Here is a 21,019-nt window from a genome sequence, read left to right on the forward strand (position 1 = left end):
CTTTAATGCTTTGGTCTGTTGATACGGTTACTAAATACAATGACTGCAAGGCGCGACATGGTGCAATTGTAAAAGCCCTCAAGTGAGGGCTGTTTTATTATTCTTTTAATTTGATTAGCAAATCGTTAATATAAATTTGCTCAAAAGAACTTAATACTTTAACTAATTCACCATAATGGAAAGATAAAGTATCTCTTGAAGATTGCACGTTAGAGTAATCTACATCCTCACATTTTTTTAAGAAGTACCTAAAGTCAGACTTATATTTTTTTAGATCTTCATGAACGTGCTCGTAATTTCCTTCGACAATGCTGTACTTTTCAATCGCGTCAATCACCTTCAGAAACTGCATTTGTAACTCAAATAGAATTTCATATTTATTATCGTTAAGGCTCATAAATACAGGATCTGATGCTTCTATTTTTTCTCTATCATAAGTTTTAGAAATAGGACCATAAAAATATGAAAGCTTGTCATCAAAGTTATTAAATTTTTCCACAATATTTAAAATTAAACTGGATTCAATATTCTTATTATGTTGATCTTGCCATTTGTTAAATAGTAAAGATGCTATATAAGCCGCAGCCAAGGTAGCTATTCCGCCAAAATAACTACCATACATAGTTATTGCATTGGAGATTGGCTTTTGTTCACCATTACAACCCGAAACGATTGCACAAACCACAATAATAGTCACACTCAACGCAGTAGTAATCCATAAAGTGTTATAAATACTCTTCCTAATATCCATGGTAATTATTCTAAAAATAAATGGTTTATAAGAAATTAATCCCTAATAGTCAACATCCCCTCTACAGAAAAATAGTTCTGCGTCAATCGATTACGACTCATTGACCATCTACGATTTGGCAGCATACACGGTCCAATCGCAAGAATCTTATCCCCGAATTTTTCCTTAACATCTTCTAAAGTCGCCTGCAGTTTTTCATCCACTTCAATGGCATCTAAATCTGTTAGCAAGTCATGAATGTAGGAGGCTTTAGGCTCAATGCCTGTCAATATCACGCCGCATTTCTTAAACTCAATTCCTTCTTTATATATCTCATCAATTCGCTTCATAACCGCTTTTATCATGACTGCAGCCGAGTCAGTGGGTTCGGCAAATCCAAGACTCACGGACTTATTATAAAAAGGGCGCTCCTTATCAAAAGGATTTGATTGCGCAAAAGCAATGACGCATCCGCAAAGACTTCCATCCTCACGCAGTCTTTTAACAGCTGATTGCAAAAAAGCACTCATGGCTTCCTTTAAAGAATCTAAGTCAGTTACTCGTTGGCCAAAGGATTTAGAGCTGATGATCTGCTTCTTACTTGGCGGGGTTTGTTCTAACTCAATACATGCAGTACCAGTTAATTCAAGTACAGTCCTTTTCATCACAACGGAAAATTGCTGTTCAATATATTGCGGATTCGTGAGAGCTAAATCTAAAACGGATTTAATGCCCATTGCTTCAAGTTTCTTGGAATGTTTTCTACCAACGCCCCAAACTTCAGATACTTCAATATCATTAAGCACGTATTCTTTAATGCATGGATCCATTTCAACAAAATTGCAAATGCCATTAAAGTGCTTATTTTTCTTTGCTACATGGTTTGCCATTTTTGCTTCAGTCTTAGATCGACCAATTCCAACACAAACAGGGAGAGCAAGCCATTTCCATAAAGCATCTTTAATATTCTGAGCAATCTCATTCACATCTTGATTCACGTACGACGTGAGGTCCACAAATGTTTCATCGATAGAGTATTGTTCAACATCCTTTTCGCTAACAAAGCACTTAATTGTATTTACGAAACGTCGACTCATTTCAGCATATACAGCGTAGTTGCTAGAAAGGACCTGTACGTTATGCTGCTCAACAATGTCTTTAATTTTGAATAATGGCACACCCATTTTAATTCCGAGATCTTTGGCTTCTTGTGAGCGTGCAACAGCACAACCATCATTGTTTGATAGGACAATGACAGGGCGGTTTCTTAATTTTGGTTGGAATAGACGCTCGCAACTTACATAGCAATTATTGATGTCGATGAGCGCAATAATGCGATCTTGCGAACTCATCGAAAGCTCTTAATTACTCTTGTTACAACGCCCCAAATCTCAATAATTTGACCTTCATTAAAGTGAATGTCAGGAAAGTTAGGGTTTTCAGCTTTAAGCCAATGATTATCACCTTCAAGCATTAAGCGTTTAACAGTGAGTTCGTTATCAATGCAGGCGATAATAACGTCTCTATGCTTTGCTTCTAGACTGCGATCGACAATCAGCTCATCATTAATGTCAATTCCGATATTAAGCATCGAAAGCGAATCAACTTTAACAATGAATGTTGCATTTGCATTTTTAATTAAGTGCTCATTAAGATCGACTTTTTGATCGATATAATCTTGAGCTGGCGAAGGAAAACCAGCTTGCACACGTTCAACAGCAAGTGGAATTTCTAGATATGTAACTGGGTCAATTTGACGAATATTTGAAATTTCTGCTTCGTTTTTAGGCTTGTTGAGGTAGTCTTTAATCTCCACAATACGAGATTCGGGCACACGAATAACCTTTGTTGGCTCTAATTTTTTTCGACCAGCGCCAATTCTAAAGCCGCCGTGTGTTATGATTTCAGACATAATAAACTTGATAGGTGTAACAGATATCAAGATTTTAATAGTTGCTCAATTAGATTTCAAATTTATAAAATTAAGTAAATTCAATAAGAAGTCAAAATAAGTCGCGCTGTGGCTTTGTTTCAGATAAATGGTTTTTTAGGAAAAGTTACAAACTCATCTGACATATCAAAGAAAAATTCATGAGCTTCTTCAAAGTTAGTATTCAGCCAATCTTCTCTATATTCTTCAGGTATAACGATAATGCTGCGCTTTTCATCCTGTGGGGCATGAAACTGTTTCATGAAAGGATGTTTGTCAGCGTTTATCGTCAACATACTCATTGAGCGGATCTGTTCTACATTGATCATTGCACTTTCATATATAGCAGCTACGGTAAACGGCATTCCGTCTTCGCGCGCTATACCATACCAGTGCGGTTTACCGTTGATATACTTTGGCTCATATATAGTTTCGACTGGAATTAAGGCAAACTGATTTTTATACCAAGCGTTCTTGAAACTCGGCTTTTCAGCAACGGTCTCAGTTCTAGCATTATATGTATGTCGGCCGTATTTAAGCTCTTTGGCCCATTTAGGGATCATGCCAAACTTCGCACTGCGCCATTCAATATTACCCTTATTGCTAAAAACTAAAGGGGAGTTATAGGTAGGAAAAATTTCATCAGGGAATTCGAGTTGAGTTGGCTCTGGCAGATTTAATAGAAAAGCCCGGTCACGCTTTATCGCTTCAAAGTTTGAGCACATAGACTTCTCCTTTCATTTTAATTATCATCCTTGCACAAATAATAACCCAAAAGAATAAAAAATGATTTCAAAGCAATTCAAATTAATGAGTTCAGCATTGGCAGTGTTAGGTGTGGCTGCATTTATCTATTTCCAATATCAAATGCGTCCTGAAGTACTTGGGGGATATAAAGATGGAACTGAGCAGTATTTTGGATATCGCTATGCACGTGATAATCAACTTAAATCTGCTGATCAATGTGACGATGAAAAAGATGATCTTGAGATGAATGTGAATGCAGAATTTATAGATGGATGCATCGGGTATTTTAGAAATAAATGAAAACAAATATTCTTTAATAGTAGTATTCAATTAAAAAGCCCTCAAATGAGGGCTTTTTATTTTTCTTCATGACGATCATGTGTTGCTACCACTTCATTAGTAATACTTAGATTATATAATTTCAAAGTATTAAATTAGTACTTTTTGCTTATACTTAATCAGAGCAGATAATTAAATGTGTACAAGATTGTGTACATAAAAACTTATTTTAGAGTATTTTTTATAAATAAATATTTTAAATTAATGGTTTATTAAGCTATCCGTCCATATCGAAAATGATCGTCGGCTTTTCTGAGTAATTTGGCATATAAAGGTATTCTATGTTTAAAACAACAACAGCACCGCAAGACCCACTGATTTTGCAGTTGGTTCCCATTGTGACACAAGCTTGCGAAATTTTGCGAGAAGAATATCAGCGTTATTGCTCAGGAGCGAATTTTGATGTGGAACGTAAAAGTGATGATTCACCGGTAACGCAGGCGGACTATCGTGCAAATAGCTATATTACCCAAGCATTATCCAAAGTTTCTAACTTGCCTGTATTGTCAGAAGAAGGTGATAAGTCTGAGCGTATGCAATGGCAAAAATTTTGGCTGCTTGATCCCTTGGATGGTACCAAAGAGTTTTTACATAAAAGACCTGAATTTACCATTAATCTGAGTTTGGTAGATGGGGCCAATACCACTTTTGCCATATTGGCGATCCCGGGGGAATATAGCGTATATATTTGTCCCTTTGAGGGACTGCCGCTGAAATATGATAGCCAGTCAACCACATGGTATGAATATGTTCAAACCTCTGTAGAGAATGTCGTACACGTTGGCTTGAGTCAAAGTGCTAAAAATAAGCCGATTTATACGGATTATTTAGACGCTTTAGAAAAACTTAGTCCTTATCAGGCATACCATGCTGGTAGTGCATATAAGTTTTGTATGATGTTAGAAGATCGAGTGGATATTTACCCGCGTTTTCATCCGACTTGTGAATGGGATACGAGCGCTGGACAATGTTTAATCGAGCGTATTGGTGGTGGTTTGGTTGATTTTAAAGGTCGCGCATTTCTATATAACCAACGCACGACTTTATTAAATGGTGGATTTATTGCATTTAAAAATGCCGAAATGAAAGAATTGGCCTTAAATGCTTTGGCAAACATGCCTGACAAAACTTGAGCTAAATCGGGTTCATGCTATAGTGTCAGCACACTCCGTTAAATCTCCTGCATTTAAGAACTGTCAATTATGGCCCTAGATTTGCTCCCTCCTAGTATGCTGAAAGCAATAGACTTATTGCCGGATGAAAAGACGCCTGTAACATTGTTTACACGTCATTCCATTCGTGAAGTTGTACAAGGACAAGGCTTGGCCGGTTATGACTTGCAACTGACCCATCAAGGACGTGATTTAGCCGAAGCGTGGGGCAGCTATTTGGTTGAAAATACCGATCGTGTTATTCAGCACTGTATTTCGAGTCCAATTCAGCGCTGTGTGGATACGGCGGCATTGATGATTCAAGGTGCAGATAATGTCACGATTGAACCGAATACCCACCATATCGAGATCATTGAACAAGGATTATTGGTCGAGCCGGGAAGTTTTGTGCTCGATATTAAAAAAGCAGGACCATACTTTCAAAAGCAAGGTGCTTTAGGCTTTATCAATAGTTTTGTGAATAATGCTTTGCCGGGTATGAAACAGCCCATTCATGGGGTGGTAGATGTTTTGGAGTTGATTTACAACACTCATCCAACCAATGATTATGGTCTGAGTCTAGCGGTGAGTCATGATACGATTTTGGCTGCAATTCTTGCCATTATTTCAGGTAAAAATATCGTGACACGCGAAGACTGGCCGAAAATGATGGAAGGTTTATTTGTTTGGTTTGAAGGAGATGTATTCCTTGAGTCAAAACTGAAATGGATTTGGCGTGGAGAACTAAATGAATTAAATATTCGTGAATTTCAGCAGGCTGAGCAGCAACTCTAAGTATTTTTGCGCATACAAAATATTTAAAAAAGGCATCCATGTACGGGATGCCTTTTTATCTGCTTCAATATTTCATTAAATAAAAGATTAAATATTGGCTTTAATTCGTGCAGGATACTGATTTAAATCAATACTTGAACCGTCGTCACTATAAGGCCAGCGGCTAGTATTGACAGGGAGATGTTGTTGGTGGATTCGACTGTATTTGTCTGCGGCAATCAATGTGGCAATGTCATGATCTTTAATGCTATACGCTTGCACGAGTTCAACTGGATATTGTGTGCGTTCAAAAAATGCAGCTTCCGTTTCCCCTTGATGCAGCGCAAAGATGCGTTCTACAGCCGGTAAATACACGCCATATGCTAACCATGAGTCTACGCCTTGAGAGGCTTGAATCTCAGCGGTTGATTTCATATTTGAAATGACTTTACCTAAAATGTCTTTTTCACCTTTCGATGTAAAATATTCAATATATTGATTTTCTGCTTCTGCAAATTTTTCTAATGATGGCAAAAATTGGTTAATCGACATTTTTATCCCTCTTTTCATTTGTACAGCAATGGCTGCCTAGGATGAAAATTAAAATACCATAAAAAATATATGGGATTAAACCATTTCTAAAAATTTTTATTTACAAAGTTTCTAAAAATATCCTGACAATTTTTGTCGGGAATATACGATTGTATTTAAAGGACTACATCTTAATTTTAGTTGATAAGTGAAGTACCTGTCACAGCAATCGTGATTCAGCCAATACTAAATATTTAGATTTAATTTGAATTGTTAATAAGTGACAAAACGCGGCAATTGAATGATTAATAAAAAGAAAATAGCATTATATTTGTTGTAACTTATTGATTTATATATTTTATGTAAGTCTCTTTATTGGATTTTTTTGTGGCTAATTGGGGAATAGTAGTGAAAAGTGTGATAGATTTTTCATATAACAAATTATCAATTTGTATTGTGTCATTCATGTTAGTTGCTTGTGGTGGTGGAGGCGGTGGTGATAGTTCAAGTGGTTCTGCATCAACTGCAAATTATCCAGAACCGACCCAAGACATAGTCGATGATACCAGTATTGGCTTTTATGACTACGATGCAAATGATGCTGTTCGTGAAATACGAAATGATTTAGTCGGCAACTTTTCAGCGCAAGTTCAATTTGGTCAAAGTCATGTCGTCGATCCGAATGCGAACGAATCCAAGAAAATGCCACGGTTAACCAGTGAAAAAGAAGCGCTGCTTATCGTGATGCCAACACTTGATATGCAAAACATCAAGCAACTCAAAGTAGAAATCTATCAAAACAACCGCTTAATTCGTACCGCGACATTGGATGATCCGACGCAAATGCCTGTTTCAGACCAGAGTGGGCAAAGAGGTCGTCCAGATGTTTGGTACAGTAAACGCGCGTGGACCACGAAGCTCAATTGGGATGAAGTTAAACCCGGTCTAAGATTAAAATTTATTGACGCAAATAAAGTCAGCGGTGAATTGGCTGAGGATAAAATCGATTTTGCTGCACCAGGTGAATTGGTTTTAAATAATATCCGTGTTGGTATGTTGGCAGATAAGCCAAATTCTACCGGCCACTATATGCTACTAGAGCCTGAAAAAGCGGGCACAGATTATTTCCAAACCATTCCTGCAGCAGAAATGACGGTTGCACAATATGATGATATTCAGTTAACACGTGCAATGGTATCTTCAGGTGTTATTTATGACAGTAAAAGTGCCGGAGATGGTGGTGTTTATGCAGGAGACATGCGTGAGGATGTCGGTAAATCAACCTTTAGTGTTGGTATAAACCTTGCTAACTGGGGTATTACCAGTGCATCTATGGCCAACCAAAGTCAGCCACAATTAACCCAAACAGTAGTTGTCCATCATACGAAGGGGAACTATGCCAATGGTGTGCATACTCATGGACTGAGTGGTGGTAATGGCATGCTCACGCTTTATGATTCTGTAGGGAATGAATTTAGCCATGAAATTGGCCATCACTATGGTTTAGGACATTACCCTGGTCAGGTAGGTGACAATCTATTTTGGGCTGCACATCATGCGGACAGTGGATGGGGTTATATTGCCAATCGCAATATGATGCGCGGAAATCTATCATGGACGGCGACATGGAAGTGGGATGGAGCGAATGGTATCCCAAATTTTAAAAATTTGTTTCCGTACGGAAAAGATGCCATGTCCGGCGGGTATCCTGATAGTAATGTATCACGCTACACACACTATACGGGTTACAGCACATTCCTGAAAATTCAACCACACTTTGACCGTTATGTCTGGGATGAAACTTCGCCTACCGGCTACAAAAAGTGGAACAAAACTACTCGTGAAATGGAAGTCGCTCAACCGAAGATGCCAAATTCTACGGCTCCGGTTTGGTATAACGCAGATCAAAATTATCCACGACCACGGGTTTTTGGTCAGCCTGTCATTACCATTTTAGGGGGTTATGATCCAGTCAATCAAGTTGGTTTGTTGTATCCTGCTGCACGTTCAAACTGGGGTAATGTGTATGACTTAAATGCTGCCAATACCGCTTTGGATCAAGCGGCATGTTGGTTGAATGTGCAATACACGAATAAAGTCAACAATATTGCTTTAGCACCTGTACGACTAGGTAGTAATGCCAATAAATTGCATGTCAATTTAGCTTTGGCAGATCAACCACAGAAGGTCAATTTATATTGTAAAAAAGCAGGTGAAGAAGCCAAGTTATTAGCAAATATTGATATTCCAGTTTACAGTACAGCGATCAAGCCGGCCGTCAAAATTGGACGTCAGCATGGTTATAGTGCTTTGCGTGCTATCGAGCTTCCTCAATTAGAAAGTGCTTTGGAAGCGCAAGCTGCAAATGCTGTTGTTGCTCTTAATCCAACTGAAAAAATGCTGTATGAGTCATATAAAAATGACAAGTCATTGATGAATAGTGTGGCGCGTCAGCAATTAACCCGTTATGAGTCGCAACAAAACACAGCATACCGACTAAATCGTTGGATGAATGTGTATGCACAAGACCTAACCAATCAAGTACCTGAGGCGCAAAGCGCGCTCGAAGCATTTATGAAAAAGCTTTCAGTCACTCAAGAAGGTATGTTTGAGCAGGCGACATTGATCAAAAATGGTAACAACTGTTTGAAATCTGAAACCTTAACTGATGGAGCATTAAATTTGTACATCAGTGGTCCAAGCGGATGTACTGCGGATGATACTGAACAGTGGGTATATGATGCCATTGGTCGTATACACAGTAAGTCAAATCCAGATCAATGCATAACAGGCAACGGTGGTTCAGCTAAAGTGACGCTAGAACGCTGCATGTTAAACCAAACCAATCAAATTTGGACCATGGACCCTGCGACTACAACGATTCGTCAAAGTGGTCAATGTATGGATTTAAATACGGGCCGTTTGCAAAATAACCGTGCGGATTTAATTCGATATAGCTGTACCAACGGTGGCAATCAACGTTGGACAAATTTGACAGCAAGCCAAAACTTATTATGGACATATTTATCAGCGACGAATATGAAGCTGATTAATAAATAGCCTATAATTAAAAAAATAAGGTCCATCGAGGACCTTATTTTTTTGCTTTTAAAAATCTATAGGCACAAAAAAAGCCCTAAAAAGGGCTTTTTTTATCGCAACAAATTAGTTAGCTAAAGCTTTAACTTGTGCATTTAAACGGCTCTTATGACGAGCAGCTTTGTTTTTATGGATGATGCCTTTATCAGCCATACGGTCAATTACAGGAACAGCTTTTTTGTAAGCTTCTGTAGCGACAGCATAATCACCAGCAGCAATAGCAGCTACTGTGCGTTTAAGATAAGTACGAACCATAGAACGTAAGCTTGCGTTGTGTTGACGTGCTTTAACGTTTTGACGAGCACGTTTTTTTGCTTGAGCAGAGTTTGCCACTCGTGCACTCCTTGAAATAGATTGGTCTGGGCGGGCTGAAATTACATCTGAAAACCAACATCAGAAGAACTATCACCAGCCCGTAAACAAGTGCCATATTGTGATTAAACTAAGCGCTTAAGTCAAGTCTTGACATGCTTTGACAACATTTTAGATGCAGAAAAATTTTAAAGAAAACGTTAGATTAGTCTAAAGTGATTGAGATTGTATGAAAAATGACTAAAAGTATAGAGAATGCAATTGTCATTGGGGCAACAGGATTGGTCGGGCGGGAACTGGTTCGTCAGCTCAGTCAAAATACAGGATGTAAGAATATTACGGCTGTGGTACGTCAACGTGACCATGAACTGAATGGATTGGCAAAAGTTCAACAAATGGTGATCAGTGACTTTCTTTCCCTGACTCAGGATGATGTGCGAGATTATAGTCATGCCTTTAGTTGTTTAGGCTCGACGATTAAAAAAGCAGGGTCTAAAGATCATTTTTATCAAATTGATTTTAGCATCAATGCGCATTTTGCTGAATTATTAGAATATACAGACACACATCTGATCATTGTCAGTGCAATGGGCGCAAAAGCCAATTCCGCGTTTTTTTATAATCGAGTCAAAGGTGAATTGGAATATTATTTAAAAACCTTAAAGTTAAATCAACTTTCGATATTAAAGCCTTCGCTGTTACTTGGTGAGCGTCATGAATCTCGACGTTTAGAAGATGCGACACAGAAACTTTATATGCGCTTTTCGCATTTTGTACCTGATCGTTTCAAATTTAAGCCAGTGACAGCACAGCAAGTGGCTAATACTATGGTCGAGGCGGCACAAACTCAGACTGAAAAGTTCGAGATTTATGATAATTTACGCATACTAACAATTAAATGAGGGAAATACCGTGTCTACAGTTCCATTCGTCACCTGTGATTTACTTGATGATCATCCAGACAAAGAATTACAAGTGGTGATCCCGTCTTTGGATGGTAAATTCTTTCAAAGTTATGGTGCACGAAAAAGTTTTGGCGGTCAGGTGGTGACGGTTAAATGTTTTGAAGATAACTCTCGTGTTAAAGAATTATTGGCAACCGATGGTACGGGTAAAGTATTGGTTGTGGATGGTGGTGCGTCGATGCGCTGTGCCTTGATGGGTGATATGATTGCTGAATCTGCAGTTAACAATCATTGGAATGGCGTCATTATTTACGGCTGCGTGCGTGATGTTGATGCGATTGCCGAACTTGATTTAGGTGTGCATGCTTTGGCTGCGATTCCACAAAAAAGTAACCGCAAAGGCGTGGGTGAAACAGATATTCCATTAAGTTTTGGTGGTGTAAACATTCAGTCTGGTGATTTTATTTATGCTGACAATAACGGCATTGTTGTTTCAAAAGAGCAATTGGTTGTTCTTTAAGTGGGTTTGAGTTTTTAGTCATGGAATCAGTTGGCATTGCTTACTTATATACGACGATATAAATCTGGAAAAAATACAAACTTCAGCTGAGGACTCTCGGCTGTTGTATAAAAATACGAAATAAAAGAAGAAAGGAAGAATATATGTTGTTGCATCAATTAAAAGTGGCGCAAGCGTTGCTCTCAGGCGTAGCAGAGGGCGGACGTGGTACAAATGGAACGCCTTATCCGAAACAACCTGAAAAAGCCCTTAAACTGTACGAATTTGAAGGTTCTCCGTATTGTCGTCGTGTACGTGAAGTTCTGACCACGCTCAATTTGGATTATGAGGTCTACCCATGTCCAAAAGGGGCTAAAAAGTACCGTTTGGATGTGCAAAAATTAGGTGGAAAACAACAATTTCCTTTCTTGGTAGATGACAATACTGGGGATCGTTTGTACGAATCACAGCAAATTATTCATCATCTATTTAAACATTATGGCAAAACAGGCCAAACCCCTAAGAAATATGCCAGTTATCCTAAAATTCCGTATGTTGCCTATGTTGGTACCTTAATTAATGGGGCTCAAGGGGTGTGGGTGCAGCGAAAAGCCATTCATCGTGATGCACCAACTCAACTGTTAGAACTGTGGGGCTTTGAAGCGAGTCCATATACACGCATCGTACGTAGTGCATTGTCTGAAATGGAGTTGGCATATACCTTTCATAATGTGGCTAAGGAGCGTTGGCAAGATCAGGGATTAGCGGTAATGCGCCTAAAACCTGGTAAATATGTACCCCTGAAAGGCGGTAAGCGTGAACAAGTGTTAAAAATCATGGGGAACAATATTCAAGTGCCATATTTGAGAGATGCCAATACAGGTGTTGAACTTTTCGAATCTGAAAAAATTGTAAAATATCTGAAGAAGCAATATTTGAGCTAATCTCACTCAAGTTTAAGCTAAGTACAGTGTATAGTCAGACTGATGGCTATACACATATTGTAATGTTAAATGGATTTAAAATTAGAAGAAAAATGCATCATAGCTGCATCAATTGAATTAGAATAAATTGTTAAAAAATAAGAAATTTACTTAATTATAGGGATATCCTAAAAGGATTAAACTGATTAATGTAAAAGACATTTCATTTTTTCGGGGGAAGTAAATCATGTCACCACAAGAAGTCATACTACCCGTACCGGTGCTCGTCGTTGAAGATGAGGAAATTATTCAATTACGTTTACGTCAAATTTTGACAGAGCTGGGTTATAAGCGTGAAGAGCTTATCTTCACCAAAAATGTTAAAGAATCTATTCAAGCCGTAGAGACCCAACCGATATCCTTAGCCTTAGTTGACTTAGGTTTGCCTGATGGTAGTGGTATCGAAATTATTGAAAAAATACGTTCCCTCGAAAGTAATACCATGATCTTGGTTGTCTCTGCATGGAGTACACAAGAAAGCTTATTTGCCGCAATTAAAGCAGGTGCAACGGGCTATGTATTAAAAGAACGTGATGATGCTGAAGTACTTTTATCTATTCGGAGTATTTTACGTGGTGGGGCGCCGATTGACCCATTTATTGCACGAGAAATCCTTAAACAAATATCCGAAGCCGAAGCGCCAAGTCCAGAACAAACAGTCGCCGATGAAGCAGACCTGAACCTCTTGACCAGTCGTGAAAAAGAAATTTTATGTTTGGTTGCTCAAGGTTTGAGTAACCGTGAGATTGCTGAACAGCTTTTTGTTTCTCGCTATACGGTAGAAAGCCATATTAAACATATTTATCGCAAATTAGCCGTAACGAAACGAACCAAAGCCGTGAGTACAGCAAGATCTATGGGTATTCTATAATGCGTAAAGGAGGATATTTTTTCTTATTTATCCTCTGTTTAGTATGGGGGAGCTTGAGTCATGCAGAGCAAGTTTTCCCTGTAAATGATCAATGTAATGTAACTGTGAATAGCATTTCACGGGTGAAGACACCATCCAATCAAGAATTACCCAGAACTGGATGGAAAACCACGCAATTACCTGACCGTTGGAAAGAAGATAAAGACTGGGAGGGTTATCAAGGTGGTGCTTGGTATAAATTAGACTGGTCTTGGTACTGTAAAAATAATGCGCGTTTGGCAGAACCCATCGCACTATATGTTGATTACATTATTAATACGGGTTCAGTCTTTCTGAATGGCGACTTGCTGTGGACCAATAAAAATCTTCAAGAACCGGTCTCTAAAAGTTGGAATGTTGCACGCTATTGGATTTTACCGATAAGTGGAATCAAGCATGATCATAATGAAACCTTGATCTATGTTTATGGCTACTCGAGTCTAAATGCTGGCTTGGGTCCGGTGAAATTTAACAATGTCATGGCAACAATAGAGCAGGCCGAAGAAGCCACTTGGACTCGTCGAACCATATTACAATTAAATATTTTTCTTTCTGGGGTCTTGGGTCTAATTTGCTTCATTATTTGGTTGATGCGACGTCGGGATACTAGTTTTGGCTGGTTTGCGCTTTCAACGGTGTTATGGATTTTATTTCTCAGTAATGCACTGACCACTGAAACCTTTCCGTACCCAGATTCAATATTTTCCACCAAAGCCAATCTGATTTTTGCAATGCTGTACTTTCAGTGTTTTAGCATCTATATTTTGCGCTTTCTTGGGCGTAAATTTCCTCGCATTGAGCTGTCATTTACCATGCTGACAGCATCTCTGATTGGTGTAGTGTGTATTTGGCCATTTGAACAAAATGCGGAAATTTCGAGCCTCATTTTCTTATTATATTGCATCCTCTTTTTTATCACTTACATTTATCTTTGCTGGATTAGTTTTAAAGAAAAACGTAGAGACTACACTTTATTAGCAATGTGTATGACTGCGATCATTGTGATTGTTATTGCAGACATCACAGCCTTGGTATTCTTTCCAAAAGAAGGTTTTACACCGTTATCTCCCTTTACTTCACCGATTATTACCCTATTTATCGTGGTGATTTTGGGGGCGAGGCTCAATCGTAATATTCAGAAAATTGAAAAATATAATGATGATTTGGCATTTGAAGTTCAGAAAGTCAGTGATGAATTATGCAGTAGCCTAAACGATAAACATCAGCTTGAACTCAGTAATGTACGCCTACAAGAACGAATTAAATTATCACATGATCTACATGACGGTCTGGGCGCATCTATTGTGCGCTCGATGATCTTGGTTGATCAGTGTGAAAGTAATATTCCAAACAGACAGTTCTTGTCGATGTTGAAATTACTACGGGATGATTTAAGGCAAATTATTGATAGTGGATCATCTTTGGACAGCAAAGTGCCAGATTCACCCTTGCTATGGATTGCACCAGTTCGACATCGTTTTAGTCAGTTGATGGATGAAGTTGAAATGAATGCCAAATGGTGCATTCCTTCGCAGTGGGCGATCAAACCAACAGCAATTCAGTGCCTGACTTTAATACGAGTAATTGAAGAAAGCCTGACCAATATTGTGAAACATAGCCAAGCTAATCATGTCAATGTAACGCTGTCACAGTTCGAGAATGGCGCATTGTTATTAACCATTGAAGATGATGGCGTAGGTTTTGATGTTGAGAGTGTTTCAAATCATGGCATGAGTATCGGCATGCGAAGTATGAAAATGCGTGTAGAACGGATAGGTGGAAATTTCAAAATTCATTCTCAGCAAGGCTGCACGATTATTCATACAGAAATTAATTTAAAATCAGCTGCATAAATATCTCTAGATGAGCATAATTAAATATCAACAGACTCTACTGGTGAAAGCGAAAAATTTTGGGGCTTAGTCGCTGACAAATTAAAATCTTATACAAAAGATGAAGAAAGTGCTGCGAAGACCACGGATAAAATGGCAAGTTTTGCAGCAGGTTTGGGTACAGTTTTGTTCTTTGAAGATTTGGATGTGGTCAGTGGTCTACAAGCACAGTTTCCTTCTTATGCAGAAAACTTTCCGATTTGGGCTGAACATTCAACTGCCATTGCCCAATTTGCGACTTGGACAGCGTTGCACACCGAAGGTTTAGGCGCATCACTACAGCATTACAACCCAATTGTGGATGAACAAGTGCATGCTGAATGGGACATTCCTGCGCATTGGAAACTTCGTGCTCAATTGGTTTTTGGTTCAGTGGAAGGTGAAGCGAAAGAAAAAGGCTATATGGATGATGCAGCTCGTTTTAAAGTCTTCCAATAATTGCAGTGTATAACACTCAATTTTGATAAAAAAGGAACGAAAACTAAGTTCCTTTTTTATTGTAGTTTTTATTGAAATAGATAGGGTTGGACAAGATCTTCATCCGTGAAAACCTTGTCCAAATTAGCCCATTGAGGACTGAGCTAAACGGGTGGCTAGAACCAGCTTTCTTGCATGTTGAGGCAAGTATCATCAAGTTCTAGCAATAACTTGGCTTGGTGCTCTATTTCAGGTAATTCCCAGCGGATAAAATATTGCGCGGCTTGTAATTTACCGGCTAAGAATTGTTGATCTTCAGCTAAATCTGAATGTTCAAATTTCACAAGAGCTTGATTAGCCATTTCAAGCCATAGCCATGAAATGATGACTTTGCCCATCATGTCTAGATACAAGGCAGAATTACCCAGTACCTGATCGACACGACCTTGTGCGAGGACTTGTCCCAAACTTTGTGTGGTTTTCTTCACCGTGTTTAAATGCCCTGAAAAAATCGCTGCGAGCGCTTCCGTTTTTGGATGTTGAGCTTGATCAATCGTATTTTGCATACGTTGTAATAACAGCATCAAACCTCTGCTGTTGTGCTGCCAAAGCTTACGACCCAACAAATCCAAAGATTGAATACCAAATGTACCTTCATGGATCGGATTTAAGCGGTTGTCGCGATAGCATTGTTCAAGTGGATATTCGCGGGTATAGCCAGCGCCACCTAAAACTTGAATGGCTAAATCATTGGCTTTTGGTCCATAGGCGGAAGGGAATGATTTGACGACAGGGATAATCAAATCTAATAACAACGCGCTGTCTTCATTGTTAGCGGCCTGATGTTCATCAATTAATCGTGCAGCAAATAGGCATAATGCGAGTGCGCCTTCCACATAGGATTTTTGTGCCAAAAGCATCCGTTTAACATCTGTATGTTGAATAATATTGACAGGTTTTGAGGCAGGATTTTTATCTGATACTAAGCGACCTTGTGGACGGTTTTTGGCATATTCGAGTGACTCTAAATAGCCACGGTATCCAATCATGGCTGCACCTAAGCCGACACCGACTCGTGCTTCATTCATCATCTTAAACATATATTTAAGACCAGCACCTGCTTCACCAATCAGATAGCCTGTACATTGGTCTTTTTCACCAAAGCTCAGTACTGTCGATGTTGTACCTCTGTAGCCCATTTTATGTAATAAGCCAGCCAGTTGAACGTCATTGGCGCCTGCAAGTGAACCATCGCTCAGGGTTTTAAACTTCGGGACAATAAACAGAGATATACCTTTTACGCCCTGAGGTGCATCTTGGATGCGAGCAAGGACCAAATGGACGATATTTTCAGTGATGTCTTGGTCACCCCCTGAAATAAACATCTTTTGGCCTTTGATGAGGTAGGTACCATCGGCTTGCGGTATAGCTTTTGTGGTCAAATCACCTAAAGATGAACCCACATCAGGTTCAGTCATGGCCATCGTTCCTGCAAAGCGACCACTGAACATATGCGGTACAAACCTATCTTTTTGTTCAGTCGTACCGAAAGCTTGAATCACATTTGCAGCCGCAGCGGTTAGAAATGAATAAGCCACTGATGAAGGATTTGCTGACATGAAATAAGCATTTGCAGCCATGTTGATCAAAGTCGGAAGTTGCATACCGCCTGCATCATAATCATGCTGTGCACAAAGCAAGCCGGCATCTGCAAATTGCTTCCATGCCGTTTTGACTTCAGCAATGGTTTTAACCTGTTGACCATCAAACGTAGGTTCGTTTTGATCGGCTGTTGCGTTATGGGGTGCAAAAAAGTCTTGAGCAATACCTTGTGCAGTTTCTAGGATGCTTTTGAAGGTTTCAGCATCATGCTCAACAAAACGTGGGTAATGCGTTAAGTCTTGCGCTTTAAACACGTCAAATAGCAAAAAATTTAAATCTTTGTCATTGATTAACTGCGCCATTGATCAATCTCTAATCGGGTCGAATTTTATGCCTTAAGCCTAGCAGTTGATTTTTAGATATAGAATTGTCAATAATGACACTTAATAAGTCAAAAATGACATTTTGATAATTTGAAATTTAAATGAAGAAAATCATAATTTTAGCATTTGATGGTGCTTTGGCTTCCGCGATTACTGGGGTTGTTGATCTCTTTGCAATGGCGGGAGTCAGTTGGAACCGGATTCAAAAACAAAATGTGCAGCGGCTATTTCAGGTCAAAATTTCCTCACAACATGGTCAAGCAGTGCAATGTATCAATGGCATCAAGCTTTATGCAGATTTAGCATTTTCTGAAATAACAGATGCAGATATCATCATTGTTCCAACGATAGGCGCGCCGATCTTAGATGTTTTAGCGCAAAATTCAGCACTAATCGAGTTATTAAAAACTCGGCAATTGCAGAGCGGACTGATCGCAGGAAATTGTACGGGTAATTTTTTTCTGGCAGAAGCAGGGCTTTTAGATGGTAAGCAGGCAACGACGCATTGGGGCTTTCAGCAAATGTTTCGTGAACGCTATCCTTTGGTCAAACTGAATGCAGATCAGCTCATTAGCCATGATCAAAATATATACTGTGCTGGAGGTGGCTTAGCATGGTTTGATTTGGGACTGCACCTGATAGAACGTTTTTATGGTTTTGAAACGGCAATCCACACGGCAAAATCATTTGTATTGGATTATCGTCGTGATAGTCAGTTGTCCTATTCATTATTGAAAATATCTAAACCGCATCAGGATGGTTTGGTGCAAAAAGTTCAAGATTGGTTAGAACAGCATTATCATGAAAATATTGTCTTAGATGAACTTGCAGCGCAGTTTAATGTGACAACGAGGACATTGATTCGACATTTTAAAGCGGCTTTGGATATTCCACCGAATCAATACTTACAATCGATACGGATTGAAGCTGCACGAAAGCGTTTAGAAGAAACGGGACATGCTTTAGATCTGATTATGCGAGATGTTGGCTATAGTGACCCAAGCTCATTTCGACGGTTATTTCAGAAAAAAACTGGGCTGAGCCCCTTAGAATATCGTCGACGTTTCAGCCGACGATTTGATGTTTAAATACAGTTTAAGCGGTTCGAACGGCATAATGACCATGTAAAATGTAGTAGGCACCAATACATGCAAAGGCAGCAAATGCGCTATACAAATACAATTGTGAGTAACCAATATGGTCGAGCAATTTACCGATAAAGTATGGTCCAAAGCCTAAGCCTGCATCCAAAAAGATAAAGAAAGTCGAAGTGGCAAAGCCCATACGTTCAAGCGTTGCACTTTTCACGGCAACTGTTTGGCAGACCGACTGAATATTGCCATAACCGAGTCCAAGTAAGCCGGCACAAAGTAAAAGCATCCATGAACTCTGTGTGATGCTGAGCAGTACCAATGCTACGCCCATAATCACAAAAGCAGGGTAGATCACAATATTTTCACCTTTACGATCCATCAACGGGCCAGTAAATGGGCGAGAAATTAAAATCGCAATGGCATACATTAAAAAGAAAAACGAGGCTGTTTCAACCAAATCGATTTCTTTGGCGTAGAAGTTAATGAAAGATAAAACACCTGAATAGCAGATTGAAGCGAAAAGCATGATGAATGATATCGGTAATGCTTTCGGTTCTACAAATTGAGCAATCCAACTTAGTTTTTTGACGGCTTCAACAGTATCAAGAGGTTTATTGATTTTGGGTAAATCGGGCACTTGAATCAACAATGCAACCAATAGGCAGCTCAATGCGATAATCGTAGAAACGATAAAAATCGCGTGATAACCAATATGTAACATCATCCAAATGGCGAGAAATGGCCCAATAGCCGTACCTAACGTACTACTCATGCTGTAGTAGCCAATGCCTTCACCGCGACGTGTCGCTGGTAAGATTTGGGCAATTAAGGTACCTAGCACTGTTGATGCTATACCCATCATAAAGCCATGCATAAAGCGTATGAAGAGCAACATGCCGACGCCAAACTGAATGAAGTAAAAACCAGAAAAGACTAAAAAGCCAATTAAACCAACGATCAGTGTTGTTTTACGACCAAAACGCTCTAGGAACTTACCCACCAATAAACGCCCGACCAATGTGCCGACAATGAACAAGCCTGAAACTAGACCTGCTTGGGCTGTAGTCGCACCCAATTCAGCCACCGCATAGCCCACGATCACCACAACCAAGAGATAAAAGGTTAAAACCAATTGGAAGTTAATGGCGCTGACTAAAATAAAATTTCGAGTCCAAAGTGGTGCGTTATCTTGCATGATCATCACCTATAGTGTTTTGTTCAAGTTCTTGCATGACAAGGTGTAAAATTTGAATGGAGTGTTGGATATCTTGGCTTGCTAATGGCGCGATTAGGCGCTGCTCAAAGGCATCTATGTCTTTTGCACATTGCTGAAATAACTCACGTCCAGTCTCGCTGAGCATCATTTTCTTTTGACGTTTATCGTCAGTTTGCACATGTGCCAAAATATCCATCTGCGCAAGAATTTTGACACGCTTCGTGATGGATGGCTTGGATACGTTTAAATATTCAGCCATTTCAATAGATGTACAAGCGGTTTTTTCACGGATGACAAACATGACTTGCCAAAGCGAATAGTTCAATTGATAGGGCAATAAAATCGTGTTGATTTCATCACTCATCAGACGCGCACAGCGTAGAAGTGAAGAGCGGAAACCTAATGTGGAATTCATGATAGTTAACTAGGGTAACTAAATTATCGCAACTTTATGCCTTATTTATTTTGAATTCAAGTGAACAACTCAAAGCATAAAAAACAGGTATAAAAAAACCTGTGCGCACACAGGTTTTTTTGCATAACATTTCATTTAAAGCTTATCGTTCAATGTATATCATTGAATTGATACCTTAAACAATACGTGTTTATTCTACAGAAGCTTCTGCAGCTGCAATTGCTGCATCTTCCGCTGAACTGTCTGCATTTTCTGAAATTTCTACACTTTCACCATCTGCATAAGCAAGTTCTTCACCTTCTGATTCAGCTTGCTCTAAATAAGCCGCAATTTGTTCATCCGTTAATTCAGGTTCACTATCAGACATCATCGCTTGTTCTTGTAATTGCGCTTGTTCTAAATTGTTCATCATACTTTGCATATTGAACATCAATGGGATCATGACCAATAAATAAACAATCATCAGGATTAGATACAATGACCCAATAACTTTCTCTGTTTGTTCCGTTGGACGTTTTATGCCATATTTATTTTCACCTTCAGTGCCTTTTGAAGCCATCACATAAATGCTAAAGATGGTTCCGACCAGTGGGATGAGAAAAATTAAACAGAGCCAACCGCTTTTATTTAGATCATGTAAACGACGAATCGTAATGCAGATCATTGCGACAAACATTGCAACGATGGAAACGACAATCAGAGCGATCGCACTGAGTCCTAAGAATGAATTAAAAAGTGCATCAATACTACGTTCTGCTGAATTGAAAAATGCAAAAAGACCCAGCGCGACGCTGATGCCCAATAGGCAGGTATAAATCATACTAATGATAAATAACCACGCTAAATAAGACATGCGGCCAAAACGTCCCTCAGGAGACAGGGGATGATCGGCTTTTTGAATTTGAGGCTGAATATTTTGATCTTGTTGAAACGGATTCAATTCGCTTGAAGTAAGTTCAGTCATTATTAGGGTCTGTTGACATTTGTTGATTAAAAAAATAGCGAGATAGTAAAATTAAATCGCCAAACCCAATTTTACACTCGCTATGCCTCGAACAATGCTAAATGATCAACACTGGTCCAAGTTACT

20 protein-coding genes and 1 pseudogene are annotated in these 21,019 nt (G+C 39.1%); 11 read left to right on the plus strand and 10 right to left on the minus strand.

Annotation, left to right across the window (positions count from 1 at the left end; all coding sequences use genetic code 11):
- Nucleotides 1–97 precede the first annotated feature (97 nt).
- The 4 genes from FTV37_RS09360 to FTV37_RS09375 form a co-directional block, all read right to left on the minus strand.
- The gene (locus FTV37_RS09360; protein ID WP_180063646.1) at nt 98–751 is read right to left on the minus strand and encodes a hypothetical protein; all 654 of its coding nucleotides are present in this window, start codon (nt 749–751) and stop codon (nt 98–100) included.
- A gap of 35 nt (nt 752–786) precedes the next feature.
- On the minus strand, nt 787–2,082 hold the full coding sequence (locus FTV37_RS09365) for a Y-family DNA polymerase (protein WP_180063647.1): 1,296 nt from the start codon (nt 2,080–2,082) through the stop codon (nt 787–789).
- Nucleotides 2,079–2,642 carry a LexA family transcriptional regulator gene (locus FTV37_RS09370; protein ID WP_180063648.1) on the minus strand — a complete coding sequence of 188 codons (564 nt, stop codon included), beginning with the start codon at nt 2,640–2,642 and terminating at the stop codon, nt 2,079–2,081. Before FTV37_RS09370 ends, FTV37_RS09365 begins: the two co-directional genes overlap by 4 nt.
- 119 nt (nt 2,643–2,761) lie before the next feature.
- On the minus strand, nt 2,762–3,385 hold the full coding sequence (locus tag FTV37_RS09375; protein ID WP_180063650.1) for an SOS response-associated peptidase family protein: 624 nt from the start codon (nt 3,383–3,385) through the stop codon (nt 2,762–2,764).
- A 61-nt stretch (nt 3,386–3,446) separates the two neighbouring features.
- Between FTV37_RS09375 and FTV37_RS09380 the strand changes: the two genes are divergently transcribed.
- The 3 genes from FTV37_RS09380 (at nt 3,447) to FTV37_RS09390 (ending at nt 5,692) form a co-directional block, all read left to right on the plus strand.
- Nucleotides 3,447–3,707, plus strand: a complete 261-nt coding sequence (locus FTV37_RS09380) for a hypothetical protein (RefSeq protein ID WP_180063652.1) — start codon at nt 3,447–3,449, stop codon at nt 3,705–3,707.
- Nucleotides 3,708–4,027: 320 nt separating this feature from the next.
- Nucleotides 4,028–4,879, plus strand: a complete 852-nt coding sequence (locus FTV37_RS09385; RefSeq protein WP_180063654.1) for a 3'(2'),5'-bisphosphate nucleotidase CysQ — start codon at nt 4,028–4,030, stop codon at nt 4,877–4,879.
- Nucleotides 4,880–4,948: 69 nt separating this feature from the next.
- On the plus strand, nt 4,949–5,692 hold the full coding sequence (locus FTV37_RS09390; RefSeq protein ID WP_078188709.1) for a histidine phosphatase family protein: 744 nt from the start codon (nt 4,949–4,951) through the stop codon (nt 5,690–5,692).
- Nucleotides 5,693–5,779: 87 nt separating this feature from the next.
- On the opposite strand, the gene FTV37_RS09395 is transcribed toward FTV37_RS09390, so the two are convergent.
- Nucleotides 5,780–6,223: a hypothetical protein gene (locus FTV37_RS09395; RefSeq protein ID WP_180004630.1), complete on the minus strand. Its 444-nt coding sequence runs from the start codon at nt 6,221–6,223 to the stop codon at nt 5,780–5,782.
- 444 nt (nt 6,224–6,667) lie between these two features.
- Here FTV37_RS09395 and FTV37_RS09400 point away from each other — a divergent pair, with 444 nt between their 5' ends.
- A complete protein-coding gene (locus FTV37_RS09400) occupies nt 6,668–9,262 on the plus strand; it encodes a M66 family metalloprotease (protein WP_180063656.1) in 2,595 nt (864 codons plus the stop codon).
- Between the two features lie 105 nt (nt 9,263–9,367).
- Here FTV37_RS09400 and rpsT read toward each other — a convergent pair whose 3' ends face one another.
- Nucleotides 9,368–9,634, minus strand: coding sequence for a 30S ribosomal protein S20 (gene rpsT, locus FTV37_RS09405; protein ID WP_078188707.1), 267 nt, complete (start codon nt 9,632–9,634; stop codon nt 9,368–9,370).
- Nucleotides 9,635–9,849: 215 nt separating this feature from the next.
- Here rpsT and FTV37_RS09410 point away from each other — a divergent pair, with 215 nt between their 5' ends.
- The 6 genes and pseudogenes from FTV37_RS09410 to FTV37_RS09435 form a co-directional block, all read left to right on the plus strand.
- The gene (locus FTV37_RS09410) at nt 9,850–10,515 is read left to right on the plus strand and encodes an NAD(P)H-binding protein (protein WP_180063658.1); all 666 of its coding nucleotides are present in this window, start codon (nt 9,850–9,852) and stop codon (nt 10,513–10,515) included.
- A 10-nt stretch (nt 10,516–10,525) separates the two neighbouring features.
- A complete protein-coding gene (gene rraA / locus FTV37_RS09415) occupies nt 10,526–11,038 on the plus strand; it encodes a ribonuclease E activity regulator RraA (protein ID WP_180063660.1) in 513 nt (170 codons plus the stop codon).
- A 143-nt stretch (nt 11,039–11,181) separates the two neighbouring features.
- Complete coding sequence (locus FTV37_RS09420) at nt 11,182–11,961, plus strand: glutathione S-transferase N-terminal domain-containing protein (protein ID WP_180063662.1); 780 nt, start codon at nt 11,182–11,184, stop codon at nt 11,959–11,961.
- Nucleotides 11,962–12,187: 226 nt separating this feature from the next.
- The gene (locus tag FTV37_RS09425) at nt 12,188–12,871 is read left to right on the plus strand and encodes a response regulator transcription factor (protein WP_078188703.1); all 684 of its coding nucleotides are present in this window, start codon (nt 12,188–12,190) and stop codon (nt 12,869–12,871) included.
- A gap of 53 nt (nt 12,872–12,924) precedes the next feature.
- Nucleotides 12,925–14,763: an ATP-binding protein gene (locus FTV37_RS09430; protein ID WP_257224271.1), complete on the plus strand. Its 1,839-nt coding sequence runs from the start codon at nt 12,925–12,927 to the stop codon at nt 14,761–14,763.
- A 42-nt stretch (nt 14,764–14,805) separates the two neighbouring features.
- Nucleotides 14,806–15,240 (plus strand): annotated as a pseudogene (locus tag FTV37_RS09435) (nitroreductase family protein); the annotation flags it as partial.
- A gap of 155 nt (nt 15,241–15,395) precedes the next feature.
- Here FTV37_RS09435 and FTV37_RS09440 read toward each other — a convergent pair.
- Nucleotides 15,396–17,183: an acyl-CoA dehydrogenase gene (locus tag FTV37_RS09440; protein WP_180063666.1), complete on the minus strand. Its 1,788-nt coding sequence runs from the start codon at nt 17,181–17,183 to the stop codon at nt 15,396–15,398.
- 122 nt (nt 17,184–17,305) lie between these two features.
- On the opposite strand from FTV37_RS09440, the gene FTV37_RS09445 reads away from it, so the two are divergent.
- Nucleotides 17,306–18,292, plus strand: coding sequence for a GlxA family transcriptional regulator (locus FTV37_RS09445; RefSeq protein WP_180063668.1), 987 nt, complete (start codon nt 17,306–17,308; stop codon nt 18,290–18,292).
- A 7-nt stretch (nt 18,293–18,299) separates the two neighbouring features.
- Here FTV37_RS09445 and FTV37_RS09450 read toward each other — a convergent pair whose 3' ends face one another.
- The 3 genes from FTV37_RS09450 to FTV37_RS09460 form a co-directional block, all read right to left on the minus strand.
- Nucleotides 18,300–19,499 (minus strand): MFS transporter, encoded by a 1,200-nt coding sequence (locus tag FTV37_RS09450; protein WP_373683570.1) that lies wholly within the window; start codon nt 19,497–19,499, stop codon nt 18,300–18,302.
- Nucleotides 19,483–19,929 carry a MarR family winged helix-turn-helix transcriptional regulator gene (locus FTV37_RS09455; RefSeq protein ID WP_180063672.1) on the minus strand — a complete coding sequence of 149 codons (447 nt, stop codon included), beginning with the start codon at nt 19,927–19,929 and terminating at the stop codon, nt 19,483–19,485. The genes FTV37_RS09450 and FTV37_RS09455 overlap by 17 nt, the downstream gene beginning before the upstream one ends.
- A 190-nt stretch (nt 19,930–20,119) precedes the next feature.
- The gene (locus FTV37_RS09460) at nt 20,120–20,893 is read right to left on the minus strand and encodes a DUF805 domain-containing protein (protein WP_180059602.1); all 774 of its coding nucleotides are present in this window, start codon (nt 20,891–20,893) and stop codon (nt 20,120–20,122) included.
- Nucleotides 20,894–21,019: the final 126 nt, after the last annotated feature.

The sequence above is a fragment of the Acinetobacter sp. YH16042 genome, from assembly GCF_013417245.1.
GTDB lineage: Bacteria > Pseudomonadota > Gammaproteobacteria > Pseudomonadales > Moraxellaceae > Acinetobacter > Acinetobacter amyesii.